Consider the following 14,239-nt stretch of genomic DNA (forward strand, 5'->3'; position numbering starts at 1 on the left):
CGCTTGCTCACGACTTGCCCGCGTCGGCCGGCTTCACGGTCATCGGCGGGTTCGGCCACAGGCCGTACACGGACGGCGCGTACAGCGCCTCGACGCGCGTCGGCGGCAGCCCGAACGTGCCGACGTTGTTCAGCCGCACCGTGTACTCGACCGAGAATTTGCCCTTCGGCAAATAGTCGTAGTACGCGCGATAACCGTCGAAATCGCGCTCGATGAACGCCGGCCACGCGCCGTTCGGCGTCTTCTCGCCCTGCGTCGCGGCTTCGGAGTCGCGGCCGAGGCCCGAGCCGAGGATCGTCGCGCCGGACGGGATCGGATCGTTGACGACGACCCACGTCATGTCGCTTTGCGCATCGATGTCGAGATGCACGCGCACGACGTCGCCGCGCGTCAGCACGCCCTTGACGGCGGGCGACACCGGCGTGACGGTCTTCGTGATCCGGTAGCCGGCCGCGAACGGCGCGCGCAGCGGCACGGCCGCGAGGCTTTCGACCGTTGCCCACGGGCGCCCCGTGCCGTCCTGCGTGACGGACAGCGTGGCCGGCGCCTGCGACGCGCGCGGCCACGGCAGCATCACGCTGCGGGCCGCGGCGGCGCGGGTGGCGGCGGTGGCCGACGCCGGCGTGTCGGCGGGCGCCGATGCCAGCGACCACGAGATCGAGCGCTCGTCGCCGCCGAGCGCGACCTTGGTCGCGCCGGAAACGGGCGTGCTCTCGTAGGTGCGCGAGAAGCGTTCGACCGCGAGCAGCCCGAGCGCATTCGACGTCGTCGTTTGCCATGCGCCCTGGCGCTGCAGTGCGAGCAGGCCGGCTGTGACGCGCGGCATCTCGTCCTTCCACGCCGGGTCGCCCGCGAATTCCAGCGCGAGACGCGCGGCGTTGGTCTCGTTGCTGGTCATCAGCCACCACAGGTCGTCGTCGCGCGCGGTCGAGAACACGAGCTGCGTGCCCGCGTACGTGAGGCGCGCGCGCAGGATCTGTTCGACCTGCGCGCGTTTCTCGTCGCGTTGCGGGATGTCCTTCACGCGCGTCAGGATCGCGTGATAGTCGATCACCGCCGAGGTCGGCCACTGGTTCGGCGCGATCTCGATCGAGCCGAGCATGCGGCCCTGCGCGGCGCCGTAGCGAGACAGCGCCTCGATCGCGGCGAGCTTGCGCAGGTCGCGATCCTGGCGCGGCGCCCACGCGTTGCGCTCGATGCGGCCGTCGACGAAGCGCGCGAGCCCGGCTTCGAGCTGCGTGCGCAGGTCTTCCGGCAGCGCGAAGCGCGGGTCGAGACGGCTTGCCTCGTCGGACACCACGAGCAGGTACGACGACAGCGTCGGGCTGCCGTAGTGCGAATCGTCGGACGACGGCGGGAAGTAGCTCGCGAGCCCGTCGCTGTCGAGGTAGACGGGCATGCGTGCGACCAGCGCCTGCCATTGCGCGGGGTCGCGCAGGCCGATCGCACGCGACGCCTGCTGTTCGAGACAGCGGTACGGATAGCGCTCGAACCAGCGCCGCACGCCGGGCAGGCCGTCGGCAAGCTTCGATTGCAGCGACACGGCGATGCCGCCGCGCGGTGCGCCGTGGGCATTGCTCGCGGCGCCGGCCGGTGCCGACACGGGCACCGTCAGCGTGCCGTCGACCTGCGCGAGCGTCGCCTGCTGCACCGTTACCGGCAGCGCGGGCACCACCTTCTGCGCGACCGCCAGCGCGTCAGACGCGCGCTTGCCGCCTTGCTCGGCCGCTTCGATGCGCCAGTTCAGCGCCCCGGCCGTGTCGAGCGCCTGCTCGGGCACGGTGATCGTCCATGCGACCTCGGTCGCCGTATTGGCCGCGAGCGACACGGTTTGAGGCGCGACGTCGAGGCCCGTCACGCGCGGCGTCACGACGACCTGCATCGCGCGGTCGGTCGTGTTGCGCAGCGTGACCTGCGCGCGGAACGCGTCGCCTTCGCGCACGAGCGGCGGCAGGCCCGAGATCAGCTGCAGATCCTGCGTGCTGCGGATCGACGTGCTGCCCGTGCCGAAACGGTCGGGGCCGACCGCCGCGATCGCGACGATCCGGAAGCGTGTAAGCGCGTCGTTCAGCGGCACCTCGACGGTCGCGCTGCCGTTCGCGTCGAGCGTCACGCGCGGATTCCACAGCAGCAGCGTGTCGAACAGCTCGCGCGTCGGCGCACTGCCGCCGCCGCCGCCGGCCGGCACGGCCTTGCGGCCGAAGTGGCGGCGACCGACGATTTCCATCTGCGCGGTAGCCGTCTCGACGCCGTACGCACGCCGTCGCAGCATCGCGTCGAGCAGGTCCCAGCTGTTGTTCGGCATCAGTTCGAGCAGCGCCTCGTCGACGGCCGCGACCGCGATCTGCGTGCCGGCCGGCGCGGGCTGGCCGTTCGGCAGCGTGACCTTCACGTGCGCCTGCGCCTTGCTGCGCACCGTATAGCGCGTCGCGTCGGTCGTCACGGTCACGCCGAGGCGGTGGACGCCCGTGCCGACCTTGATTTCGCCGAGGCCGTAGCGGAACGCGGGCTTCGACAGGTCGACGAACGCGGTCGGCGCTTCATAGTGGCGGCCTTCGCGCCAGAACGCGCGGGCCCATTCGACCGGCGCTTTCCAGCCCCACGTGAAGAACGAGTACCACGGCACTTCGCGAATCCGGCCGCGCAGCGCGAGCACCGACACGTAGACGTTCGGCCCCCACGATTCGCCGACCTTCAGGTCGACGGTCGGGTTCTTGCCGTTCAGTTCGACGATGTGCGTTTCCATCACGCCGCCGCGCTCGACCGCGACCAGCGCGGTCGCATAGCGGAACGGCATGCGCACCTGGAAGCGGGCCGTTTCGCCCGGCTCGTACGAAGTCTTCTCCGGGATCACGTCGATCCGGTCGGTGTTGTCGCCGCCGAACCAGAGTTGATCCTCGCGCGTGACCCAGACCGACGTCGATGCGTTCGACGTGCGGCCGTCGCCGTCCTTCGCGACTGCGATCAGCTGCACGTTGCCGGCCTGTTCGAGCGTCGCGTCGCAGGCCATGCGGCCCTTGTCGTCGGTCTTGCCCGAGCACAGCACGCCGAGGTCGCGCGTGTCGCTCTTGTTGTCGTACGCATAGAAGCCGCCGACCATTCGCTTGCGCGACGACGTCGTGATGCGAGCGACGCCCTTGATCTCGATCGGCACCGACGCGCGCGGCTTGCCCTGCAGGTCGACCGCCAGCGCCTGCACGGGCACGCGCTGGCCGACCGACACCCAGTGGCCGGCCTTGATGCCGGCCACCACCGCGGCCGGCCACAGGATCGTGTCGCCGCGGATCGTCTGCACTTCGCCGTTCGGGTCGGCGAACGTCGCTTCGAGCGCGATGCGCTTCGGCGCGTCGACGGCGGGCAGGCCCTTGAGCGTGACGGTGCCTGCGCCGTTGCGGTCGAGCGTCAGCGGCAGCTTGTCGGCGATCAGCTTCGTCGCGTCGGGATCGTTGTTCGAAGACGCTGCGTTGTCGCCGTCCTGCGAATCGTCGTCGGCGTTGCCGTCGCTTGTGTCGGGACGATACGGCGTGAAGCTGAAGTCCTCGAAGCGATCCGCGAACGGTGGCGATGCCCACTTCATCAGCGCCGATACCTGCACGGGCAGGTTCGATGCGCCGCCTCCCGACACGTAGTCGATCTGCACCGCGAGCGGCGCTTCCTTCACCGCGACGAGCGGGCTCTTCTGCGCGTCGCGCGCGCCGATCGAGCCTTTCAGCACCGGCAGGCGGAACGCTTCGACGCGGAAGCTGCCGCTGTAATAGGTGGCGGTCGGCGCGTCTTCCGGGCCGCCTTCGAGCTCGACGCTGTATTCGCCGAGCTTCGCGGCGGGCGGCAGCGTGAACTGCGTGTCCGCGCTGTGGTCGGCGGCCCACGTGAGCGGCAGCTTGTACGTCTGGCCGGTGCCGAGATGGCGGATCGTCACGCGCGTCGGGTATTGCGACGGGAACGCGAGGCTCTGCAGCGTCTCGCTACGGATGAAATGCTTCATCGACACGGTTTCGCCGGCGCGCAGCAGCGTGCGGTCGAACACCGTATGCGCACGCACGGTCGGTGCGCTGTCGGTGTCGGTCGGCACGTTGAAGCGCCACGATTCGATCCCGCGGTTCCAGCCCGAGCTGACGAACGCCATGTCGGGGCCCGTCTTCGGATCGTTGACGCGTGCCGACACGAAGTAGTCGTCGAAGCGCTCCGTCGAACTGCATGCGCGCTTCGGCTCGAACGGCCCGTCGATCTTCAGCAGGCCTTGCGCATCGGTCTTGCCGGCCGCGATCTCGTCGCCGTTGCAGTCCGATACGCGGATCTGCGCGTTCGGCACGGGCTTGCCCTTGTCGAGCGTCGTGACCCACACGAGGTTGTTCTCGCGCCCCTGTTTCAGGTGCACGCCGAGGTTGGTGACGAGCACGGTGGTGCGCACATACATGCTCGACGGCTTCGCGAGCAGCGAGCGGCCGAGCGCGGGCGATGCGAGTTCGAGCACGTAGAAGCCGGGCTTGTCGATCGGCACGCCGACGGTCTCGAACGGGCGCAGCGTCTTCGGGTCGGCCTGCGGCAGCGTCAGCGCCTGCGCGCCGGGCTCGCCCTTGAGCAGCGACAGCGAGCGCACGTCGATGCGGCGGTTCTTCGGCGCGGGCTGTTTTTCGCCGGCCTCGAGCGGCACGTAGACGGGGTGCTGGCCCTTGCGCGCCAGCAGGCCGGGAATCTGGCTGTCGATCGAGCCGGCCGTCATCGACCAGTTGTCGAAGCGGTCGACGGTGCGCATCCACTGGCGGATCGCGGTGTCGTTCTCGACCTTCAGGTTCGCGAACTGCGCGCCGCCCGCATTGAGGCCCGCGATATGCAGGTCGGCCTCGACGTTGCGCAGCGTGACGGGCACGAGCGCGGGCGTATCGGGTTCGGCGAAGCGCTCGACGATCCCGAAGGTGCCCGACGAGAATTTCGCGAGCGGCGGCATCGGCGCGGTGCGCGTTGTCAGCGGGAACAGGTCGGCGTTGGACAGCGAGCGGTCGGTCACGTCGCGCAGGCCCGACGGCAGCTCGATCGTCAGGCCGACCTGCGCGGGCAGCGGCGGGTTGAACGCGACGGTCGTCACTTCCTCGCTGTGATCGTCGGCCGCGAAGGTCGGCGACAGCGAACCGTCGGGGCCACGCAACTTGATCGCCTCGGCGTTCTTGCGCGAGATCGGCGCGTTGAACGACAGCGTGAGCGGGCGCAGCGGCGTGCAGGGCGCCTTCGCGTTCTCGCGTTCGCACGAGAAGCTCGCGGCGAACGGCGCACGCACGGTGAAATCGAAGCGCCGTTCCGTTTCGTTCGGGATGCCGCTCGGGCTCGTGACGCCCTTGCCGTACACGAGCTGCATCTTCGCGCTCGCCGGCAGCGCCTGTGCGCACGACAGCGTCAGCACGCGCGCGGCGTCCTTCTTCAGCCCGAAGTGGTCGAGCAGCGCGTTGCGCGCATCGTCGTCGGCGGCCGTGACGGGAATGCGGTTGCCGATGCCGGCCGCTTCGCACCAGATGTTCGCGAGCGCCGAGCGCGGTTCGGCCGGGCCGTTCAGCTTCAGCACGAATACCTGCCGTTCCTCGATTTCGCGCGAGCCGGGGCGGACTGTCACGGGGAACGGGCCGCCCGTCTGGAACGTGAAGCGGCGCGGGCCGCTGGCCGCATTGCCGGCGACCGAGCGCAGCGTGTCGTTGAGCGCGACCGAGCAGCGCACGCCGGGCGGCAGGTCGTTTTCGAAATCGTAAACCCAGGTCTTGTCGTCGAGCCAGTGACCCTGGCCGCGCGCGGCGGTGGAATCGTTGCAGGTCATGCGCGCGGGATTCGGCGCGGAGGCCGAGCCGAATGCGACCATCGGTTCGTCGAACTTGACGACGGTCTGCCGGACCTCGGTGACGGTGCCTTGCGGCGATACGCTCACCGTGCGCGCCGCGCCCGCGTGCAGCGACAGGGCGGCGGCACCGCCGAGCACGGCGACGGCGCCGATGCGCCAGAGCAGTCGTGTGGTGTGGTTGGTTCGATTCGCTTTGTTGTGTTTGTCGTGCTGCTTCATCGCTCGATTGCCCTCGGAGGGAAGCTTTCTGTTTGATTGCACGCGATTCTAACCGACGGCCATGCGCGCACATCGCGGCGCGTAGTCGTCATGTGTCGCCGGCATGCGACACGGGTGTGCGCGTCGCAGATTTGTCGCGCCGACGACACAAAAATGCAGCGAAATGTCGATTGTCTCGGATTGCGGAACATTTAATGGACTATAAAAAGATTGTTCGATCCGATTTGTGCGCGTACATTTCAGGTCCGCGCCAATGTTTGAGAAATATCAAGCGTGGTTTTCCCGAATCCGGTGTTCGAGAGAAGGAAACATGCACAACGACAACACTCCCCACTCGCGTCGCAATGGCGACGCAACCGCAGCAGCAACAGGCATCACGCGGCGGCAATGGCTGCAGGGCGCACTGGCGCTGACGGCGGCGGGCCTCACGGGCTCGCTGGCGTTGCGGGCCCTGGCCGATAATCCCGGCACCGCGCCGCTCGATACGTTCATGACGCTTTCCGAAGCATTGACCGGCAAGAAGGGGCTGAGCCGCGTGCTCGGCGAACGCTTCCTGCAGGCATTGCAGAAGGGCTCGTTCAAGACGGCCGACAGCCTGCCGCAACTTGCCGGCGCACTCGCGTCCGGCTCGCTGAATCCCGATCAGGAAGCGCTCGCGCTGAAGATTCTCGAAGCGTGGTATCTCGGCGTTGTCGACAACGTCGTGATTACCTACGAAGAGGCATTAATGTTCGGCGTCGTGTCGGATACGCTCGTGATCCCATCGTATTGCCCCAACAAACCCGGCTTCTGGGCCGAAAAACCGATCGAGAGGCAAGCCTGATGGCCGATACCGGTACGCAAAAAGCCGACGTCGTCGTCGTCGGATCGGGTGTCGCAGGCGCGATCGTTGCACACCAGCTCGCGATGGCGGGCAAGTCGGTGATCCTGCTGGAAGCCGGACCGCGCATGCCGCGCTGGGAAATCGTCGAGCGCTTTCGCAACCAGCCCGACAAGACGGATTTCATGGCGCCGTACCCGTCGAGCGCGTGGGCGCCGCATCCCGAATACGGCCCGCCGAACGACTACCTGATCCTGAAGGGCGAGCACAAGTTCAACTCGCAGTACATCCGCGCGGTGGGCGGCACGACGTGGCACTGGGCCGCGTCGGCGTGGCGCTTCATCCCGAACGACTTCAAGATGAAGACCGTGTACGGCGTCGGCCGCGACTGGCCGATCCAGTACGACGACATCGAGCACTACTACCAGCGCGCCGAAGAGGAACTCGGCGTGTGGGGCCCGGGCCCCGAGGAAGACCTGTACTCGCCGCGCAAGGAGGCGTACCCGATGCCGCCGCTGCCGTTGTCGTTCAACGAGCAGACGATCAAGCACGCGCTCAACGGCTATGACCCGAAGTTCCACGTGGTGACCGAGCCCGTCGCGCGCAACAGCCGCCCGTACGACGGCCGGCCGACCTGTTGCGGGAACAACAATTGCATGCCGATCTGCCCGATCGGCGCGATGTACAACGGCATCGTGCACGTCGAGAAGGCCGAGCAGGCCGGCGCGAAGCTGATCGAGAACGCGGTCGTCTACAAGCTCGAGACCGGGCCGAACAAGCGCATTGTCGCCGCGGTCTACAAGGACAAGACGGGCGCCGACCATCGTGTCGAAGGCAAGTACTTCGTGCTCGCAGCGAACGGCATCGAGACGCCGAAGATCCTGCTGATGTCGGCGAACCGCGATTTCCCGAACGGCGTCGCGAACAGCTCCGACATGGTCGGCCGCAACCTGATGGACCACCCGGGCACCGGCGTGTCGTTCTACGCGAGCGACAAGCTGTGGCCGGGCCGCGGCCCGCAGGAGATGACGTCGCTGATCGGTTTCCGCGACGGCCCGTTCCGCGCGACCGAAGCCGCGAAGAAGATCCACCTGTCGAACATGTCGCGCATCACCCAGGAGACGCAGAAGATCTTCAAGGGCGGCAAGCTGGTGAAGCCGGCGGACCTCGACGCGCAGATCCGCGACCGTTCCGCGCGCTACGTGCAGTTCGACTGCTTCCACGAAATCCTGCCGCAACCCGAGAACCGCATCGTGCCGAGCAAGACGGCCACCGACGCGATCGGCATCCCGCGCCCCGAGATCACGTATGCGATCGACGATTACGTGAAGCGCGGCGCCGTGCACACGCGCGAGGTCTACGCAACGGCCGCGAAGGTGCTGGGCGGCACCGAAGTCGTCTTCAACGACGAGTTCGCGCCGAACAACCACATCACGGGCGCGACGATCATGGGCGCGGATGCACGCGACTCGGTCGTCGACAAGGACTGCCGCACGTTCGACCATCCGAACCTGTTCATCTCGAGCAGCTCGACGATGCCGACCGTCGGTACGGTAAACGTGACGCTGACGATCGCGGCGCTCGCGCTGCGGATGTCGGACACGCTGAAGAAGGAAGTCTGACCGTGCGGAAATCTACTCTCACCTTCCTCCTCGCCGGCTGCCTCGCGCTGCCGGGTCTCGCGCGCGCGGCCGACGCGGCCGATCCGGCGCTGGTCAAGCGCGGCGAATACCTCGCGGTCGCGGGCGACTGCATGGCGTGCCACACCGCGAAGGGCGGCAAGCCGTTCGCGGGCGGCCTCGGGATGCCGGTGCCGATGCTCGGCAAGATCTACTCGAGCAACATCACGCCCGATCCCGAGACGGGCATCGGCAACTGGACGTCCGACGACTTCGAACGCGCGGTGCGCCATGGCGTCTCGAAGAACGGCGACAACCTGTACCCGGCGATGCCGTACGTGTCGTACGCGAAGATCAACGACGGCGACGTGCAGGCGCTGTACGCGTACTTCATGCACGGCGTCGAACCGGTCAAGCAGGCGCCGCCGAAGAACGAGATCCCCGCGCTGCTGAGCATGCGCTGGCCGCTGAAGATCTGGAACTGGCTGTTCCTGACGGACGGCGTGTACCAGCCGAAGCCGGCGCAGAGCGCCGAGTGGAATCGCGGCGCGTATCTCGTGCAGGGCCTCGCGCACTGCAGCACGTGCCACACGCCGCGCGGCATCGCGATGCAGGAGAAGTCGCTCGACGAAACCGGCGGCAGCTTCCTGTCGGGCTCGGTGCTGGCGGGCTGGGACGGCTACAACATCACGTCCGACCCGAACGCGGGGATCGGCGGCTGGACGCAGCAGCAACTCGTCCAGTACCTGCGCACCGGCAGCGTGCCGGGCCTCGCACAGGCGGCCGGCCCGATGGCCGAGGCGATCGAGCACAGCTTCTCGAAGATGACGGAAGCCGACATCGGCGCGATCTCGACGTACATCCGCACGGTGCCGGCCGTCGCCAGCGGCGACGCGAAGCAGTCGCGCTCGTCGTGGGGCAAGCCGGCCGAGGATGGCCTGAAACTGCGCGGCGTCGCGCTCGCGTCGTCGGGCATCGATCCCGCGCGGCTGTATCTCGGCAACTGCGCGACCTGCCACCAGATGCAGGGCAAGGGCACGCCGGACGGCTATTACCCGCCGCTGTTCCACAACTCGACGGTCGGCGCGTCGAATCCGACCAACCTTGTGCAGGTGATCCTGGACGGCGTGGAGCGCAAGGCCGGCAGCGAGGACGTCGGGATGCCGGCGTTCCGCCACGAACTGTCGGACGCGCAGATCGCCGCGCTGGCGAACTACCTGACCGGGCAGTTCGGCAATCCGGCCGCGAAGGTGACCGAGCAGGACGTCGCGAAGCTGCGCTGATGCGGCGCGCGACGAAGCAGGGCAATAACTGACAAGAGGAGGAGCACAGCACATCGGGCGGGCCCCGATGCCGGTTGTTGCAGAGCGGGGCGGGCGGCGCAGGCGGCCGCGCGCCCCGGTTCGTAGGCAATCCGGTGCGCGCCGGCCGCGCATCGTTTTCGTTGATCGACACCATGACACCGAATCAACCGTTTCTCGCGTCCCAGCGCGATGTGCTGCTGCTGCTTTCCCGAATCCTGCTCGTGATCCTGTTCGTGATGTTCGGCTGGAAGAAGATCGTCGACTTCCCCGGTACCATCGCGTTCATGGGCTCGGAAGGCGCGCCCGCGCCGATCGTGTCCGCCGCGATCTCGGTCGTGATGGAGCTGTTCGTCGGGATTGCGATCCTCGTCGGCTTCCAGACGCGGCCGCTCGCGCTATTGCTTGCGCTGTATACGATCGGCACCGGCATCATCGGCCACCACTACTGGACGATGACGGGCGGCGAGCAGATCAACAACATGATTCATTTCTACAAGAACATCGCGATCTCGGGCGGCTTGCTCGCGCTCTGCGCGGCCGGCCCCGGGCGTTTTTCGATCGATCGCGGATGACCGGGCGCGCGCATGGGGCGCGCGTCGGATGGTCGAGACTCCGAGGGGGCATGACTTTGCGACTCAAACACTTCGCATGGCTGATCGCGGCCGCGACACCGGCGGCTGCCTTTGCACAGACGAGCGTGACGCTGTACGGCCGGATCGACGGCGGCATCGAATACCTGAACCACATCGCGACGCCGAACGGCAGCAAGTCGCGCTGGAGCGCGGAAGGCGGCGACTGGGGCACCAGCATGTTCGGCCTGAAGGGCTTCGAGGATCTCGGCGGCGGGATGTCGACGGTCTTCAACCTGGAAACCGCGTTCCAGGTGATGAACGGCCAGACGGGCGGCGGGCGCATGTGGTCGCGGCGCGCGTATGTCGGCCTGAAAAGCGACACGTGGGGCCAACTGCAGGCCGGCCGCAACCTCTTCATCGACAGCGACGGCGTGTGGGAATTCGATCCGTTCGTCCAGCAGGCGTTTTCGTCGGCGTCGCTCGTGCGCGGCCGCAACTGGCAGCAGAGCAGCAACAACATCGAATATCACAGCCCGGTGATCGGCGGCTTCGACGTGCAGGCGCAATACGCGTTCGGCAACCAGTCGCGCGGCTTCAACTACGGCGCGGCCGACGATTTCGGCCGCTCGGACGGGATCATGATCTCGTACCACTCGCCGGTGCTCGACGTGCGCGGCATCTACGACGAACTGCGCGACAACAACGGCAAGTTCAGCAACATCTTCACCGCGTCGCGCGAGTACTTCGTCGGCGCGAACGTGAAGGTGTCGAAGTTCAAGATCCAGGGCGCCTATACGCACTACCAGGCGCCGGACAGCCCGGCCGGCGTCGCCGACCGCGCCGATCACTACTGGCTCGGCGCGACCTACACCGCGACGCCGCAGTGGGCCGTGACGGGCGGCGGGTACTACGTGAAGGTGGGCGACGGCGGCGGCGATGCGTCGCACGATCCGTCGGGCCACGCGATGATGTACGTGCTCGGCACCACGTACAACCTGTCGAAGCGTACGTTCCTGTACGGCACGGTCGCGTATGTGCGCAACGGCGGTAACTCGAACTTCTCGCTGCTCGCGACGCCGCGCGACGCGACGTCGGGTACGAGCCCGCTGACGGGCGAGTCGCAGACGGGCGCGTATGTGGGGATGATGCATACGTTCTGAGGGGGGCGACGCCGGATGCGCGAAAGGCACGGGTGATTGAACCCGTGCCTTTTCGTTTGCGGCGCGCGGCCGTGTCGAATCCGGCTCAGTCGAGCGACTTCCCCGCCTTTTCATCCATGCAGCGCACGGCGAGCAGCGTGAACACGCCGCAGCCGATCGCATACCACGCGGGCGCGTTCGGATTGCCGGTCGCCGCGATCAGCCAGGTGACGAAGAACTGCGCGAAGCCGCCGAAGATCGCGACGCCGACGCTGTACACGAGCGCACCGCCGGTCGCGCGCACCGCACGCGGGAACAGTTCTCCGAGCATCGCGCCCGTCGCGCCGATGTTGATCGCGTGCACGATCGACAACCCGGCGATGATCGACAGCAGCGACACGGCGCCCGGCCAGCGGTTCAGCGCGATGAAGGCCGGATAGATCGCCACCATCAGCGCGATGCGCGTCCACCAGACGATCCGGTTGCGCCCGTAGACGTCGGACAGGTGGCCGCCGATCGGCGTCACGAGCATCAGGATCGCGCCGGCGACGCAGCCGGCCGTCATCGACAGCCAGGTCGGCAGGTGCAGCACCTGCACGCCGTAGATCGCCATGTAGAACACGATGATGTAGTGGATCGACGTGCCGCCGATCGTCACGCCGAGGCCCGCGAACACGGCCTTGCCGTGATGGCGCAGCACGTCGGCGAGCGGCAGCGATGCGACCGGTTCGTCGTGCACGGGCGCGGCGACCGGCACTTCCTCGACGGTGCGGCGCAGCCAGTAGCCGATCGGCACGAACAGCGTGCCGATGATGAACGGCACGCGCCAGCCCCAGCTTTCGAGCTGCGCCGCGCTCAGCGTCGAGGTCAGCGCGACGCCGGTGAGCGCGCCGGCCAGCGCGGCGAGCCCCTGGCTCGAGAACTGGAACGATGCGTAGAAGCCGCGACGATGCTGCGGCGCCTGTTCGAGCAGCAGCGTCGTCGATGCACCCACTTCGCCGCCCGACGCGAACCCCTGCAGCAGGCGCGCGAGCACGAGCAGCAGCGGGGCGGCGAGACCGACCTGCGCGAAGGTCGGCGCGACCGCGATCGTCGCGGTGCCGAGCGCCATCAGCAGCAGCGTCAGGATCATGGCCTTCTTGCGGCCGGCGCGGTCGGCGTACATGCCGATCACGAGCCCGCCGAGCGGGCGCGTGACGAAGCCGACGCCGAAGCTCGCGACCGCGAGCATCAGCTGCCCGAACGACGAATGCACGGGAAAGAACAGCTTGCCGATCAGGATTGCGAAGAAACTGTAGACCGTGAAGTCGTAGAACTCGAGCGCGTTGCCGACGGCGGCGGCCGCGATCAGCCGGCGTTTCTTCGCGGCGGCGCGTGAATCGGCCGGCGTGCCGGCGAACGAAAGGGCAGACGTTTCCATGGGATTCCCCGGTAAGCGCGAAACTGCGTGGTGAAGGGCCTTCAGGCCGCGAGCCAGGCTTCGGCGACGCGAACCCAGTAGCTCGCGCCGATCGCGAGGATGTCGTCGTTGAAGTCGTAGCCGGGGTTGTGCACCATGCAGCCGCCCTTGCTGCCGATCCCGTTGCCGATGAATGCATAGCAGCCGGGGCGCGCTTCCAGCATGAACGCGAAATCCTCGCTGCCCATCAACGGCGCGGCTTCTGTTTCGACCCGCTCGCCGCCGAGCATCTGGCGCGCGATGTCGGCCGCGAATGCGGTCGGTTCCGCGTGATTGACGAGTACCGGGTAGCCGTAGTCGTAATCGACTTCCGCCGTGATGCCGAAGCTTTCCGCCTGGCCTTTCACGAGCGCTTCGATGCGGCGCGCGAGCAGCGCTCGCACGTCGGCGTTCAGCGCGCGCACCGACAGCTTCATCACGACGGTTTCAGGAATGATGTTGAAGGTCTCGCCGGCCTGCACGCTGCCGACCGTGATGACGGCCGCATGCTGCGCATCGACCTCGCGCGCGACGATCGTCTGCAGTGCGACCATGATGCTGCCCGCGGCCGACATCGGATCGCGCGCGAAGTGCGGCATCGCGCCGTGGCCACCGACGCCGCGCAACGTGATCGTCACGCGGTCGGCCGACGCCATCGCGGCGCCGGTGCGGAAGGCCATGTCGCCGGCCGCGCGGCCCGGCATGTTGTGAATCGCGAAGATCGCGTCGCACGGGAAGCGGTCGAACAGGCCGTCGTCCATCATCGCCTTCGCGCCGCCGAAGTTTTCCTCGGCCGGCTGGAAGATCAGGTTCAGCGTGCCGGAGAACTGGCGCGTCGCCGCGAGGTGGCGCGCCGCGCACAGCAGCATCGCCGTGTGGCCGTCGTGGCCGCACGCATGCATCTTGTTCGCATGGCGGCTCGCGTACGGCAGGCCCGTGGCTTCCGCGAGCGGCAGCGCGTCCATGTCGGCGCGCAGCCCGACCGTGCGCGTGCCTTGCCCTTCGCGCAACACGCCCACGACGCCCGTCTTGCCGATGCCGCGATGCACTTCATAACCCCAGCCGGCGAGCAGCTCGGCGACGAGATCGCTGGTGAGCGTTTCTTCGAACGCGAGTTCGGGATGAGCGTGGATGCGGCGGCGCACCTCGACCAGCTCGGGGGCGATCGCGGCGATGCCGGGGATGACGGGGTTCACGGCTTGCAGCATGGTGTCTCCTGTGGGGCCGATAGGGCGTTTGACGCGCATATGACGAGCAAGGATATAAATTTCTTTTGTGCACCATAAGCTGATAAATTGCTTTGG

The 14,239-nt window shown here is 67.7% G+C and carries 8 protein-coding genes; 5 read left to right on the forward strand and 3 right to left on the reverse strand.

Annotated elements, in window-relative coordinates; genetic code table 11:
* Positions 1–7 precede the first annotated feature (7 nt).
* The gene (locus CUJ89_RS22755) at positions 8–6,043 is read right to left on the reverse strand and encodes an alpha-2-macroglobulin family protein (RefSeq protein WP_114179679.1); all 6,036 of its coding nucleotides are present in this window, start codon (positions 6,041–6,043) and stop codon (positions 8–10) included.
* A gap of 310 nt (positions 6,044–6,353) precedes the next feature.
* On the opposite strand from CUJ89_RS22755, the gene CUJ89_RS22765 reads away from it, so the two are divergent.
* From CUJ89_RS22765 to CUJ89_RS22785, 5 genes are all read left to right on the forward strand, one after another.
* On the forward strand, positions 6,354–6,866 hold the full coding sequence (locus CUJ89_RS22765) for a sugar dehydrogenase complex small subunit (protein ID WP_114179680.1): 513 nt from the start codon (positions 6,354–6,356) through the stop codon (positions 6,864–6,866).
* Positions 6,866–8,485, forward strand: a complete 1,620-nt coding sequence (locus tag CUJ89_RS22770) for a GMC family oxidoreductase (RefSeq protein ID WP_114179681.1) — start codon at positions 6,866–6,868, stop codon at positions 8,483–8,485. Before CUJ89_RS22765 ends, CUJ89_RS22770 begins: the two co-directional genes overlap by 1 nt.
* 2 nt (positions 8,486–8,487) lie before the next feature.
* Positions 8,488–9,765 (forward strand): c-type cytochrome, encoded by a 1,278-nt coding sequence (locus tag CUJ89_RS22775; RefSeq protein WP_114179682.1) that lies wholly within the window; start codon positions 8,488–8,490, stop codon positions 9,763–9,765.
* A gap of 173 nt (positions 9,766–9,938) precedes the next feature.
* Entirely contained in the window at positions 9,939–10,358 is a 420-nt protein-coding gene (locus CUJ89_RS22780) for a DoxX family protein (protein WP_114181511.1), read from the forward strand.
* 50 nt (positions 10,359–10,408) lie between these two features.
* Positions 10,409–11,518: a porin gene (locus CUJ89_RS22785; protein ID WP_201752387.1), complete on the forward strand. Its 1,110-nt coding sequence runs from the start codon at positions 10,409–10,411 to the stop codon at positions 11,516–11,518.
* A gap of 85 nt (positions 11,519–11,603) precedes the next feature.
* Here the strand turns inward: CUJ89_RS22785 and CUJ89_RS22790 are convergent, their stop codons facing one another.
* Both CUJ89_RS22790 and CUJ89_RS22795 read right to left on the reverse strand, forming a co-directional pair.
* Positions 11,604–12,917, reverse strand: coding sequence for an MFS transporter (locus tag CUJ89_RS22790; RefSeq protein WP_114179683.1), 1,314 nt, complete (start codon positions 12,915–12,917; stop codon positions 11,604–11,606).
* A 41-nt stretch (positions 12,918–12,958) separates the two neighbouring features.
* Positions 12,959–14,143 (reverse strand): M20 aminoacylase family protein, encoded by a 1,185-nt coding sequence (locus tag CUJ89_RS22795; protein WP_114179684.1) that lies wholly within the window; start codon positions 14,141–14,143, stop codon positions 12,959–12,961.
* Positions 14,144–14,239: the final 96 nt, after the last annotated feature.

It is taken from the genome of Burkholderia pyrrocinia, from assembly GCF_003330765.1.
In the GTDB taxonomy this organism is placed as follows: Bacteria; Pseudomonadota; Gammaproteobacteria; order Burkholderiales; family Burkholderiaceae; genus Burkholderia; species Burkholderia pyrrocinia_B.

What these genes read in the sequence shown, in the direction of transcription:
- CUJ89_RS22770 (WP_114179681.1), top strand. Translation starts at nt 6,866, where the DNA reads ATGGCCGATACCGGTACGCAAAAAGCCGACGTCGTCGTCGTCGGATCG.
- CUJ89_RS22790 (WP_114179683.1), bottom strand. Translation starts at nt 12,917, where the DNA reads ATGGAAACGTCTGCCCTTTCGTTCGCCGGCACGCCGGCCGATTCACGC.
- CUJ89_RS22785 (WP_201752387.1), top strand. Translation starts at nt 10,409, where the DNA reads ATGACTTTGCGACTCAAACACTTCGCATGGCTGATCGCGGCCGCGACA.
- CUJ89_RS22755 (WP_114179679.1), bottom strand. Translation starts at nt 6,043, where the DNA reads ATGAAGCAGCACGACAAACACAACAAAGCGAATCGAACCAACCACACC.
- CUJ89_RS22780 (WP_114181511.1), top strand. Translation starts at nt 9,939, where the DNA reads ATGACACCGAATCAACCGTTTCTCGCGTCCCAGCGCGATGTGCTGCTG.
- CUJ89_RS22765 (WP_114179680.1), top strand. Translation starts at nt 6,354, where the DNA reads ATGCACAACGACAACACTCCCCACTCGCGTCGCAATGGCGACGCAACC.
- CUJ89_RS22795 (WP_114179684.1), bottom strand. Translation starts at nt 14,143, where the DNA reads ATGCTGCAAGCCGTGAACCCCGTCATCCCCGGCATCGCCGCGATCGCC.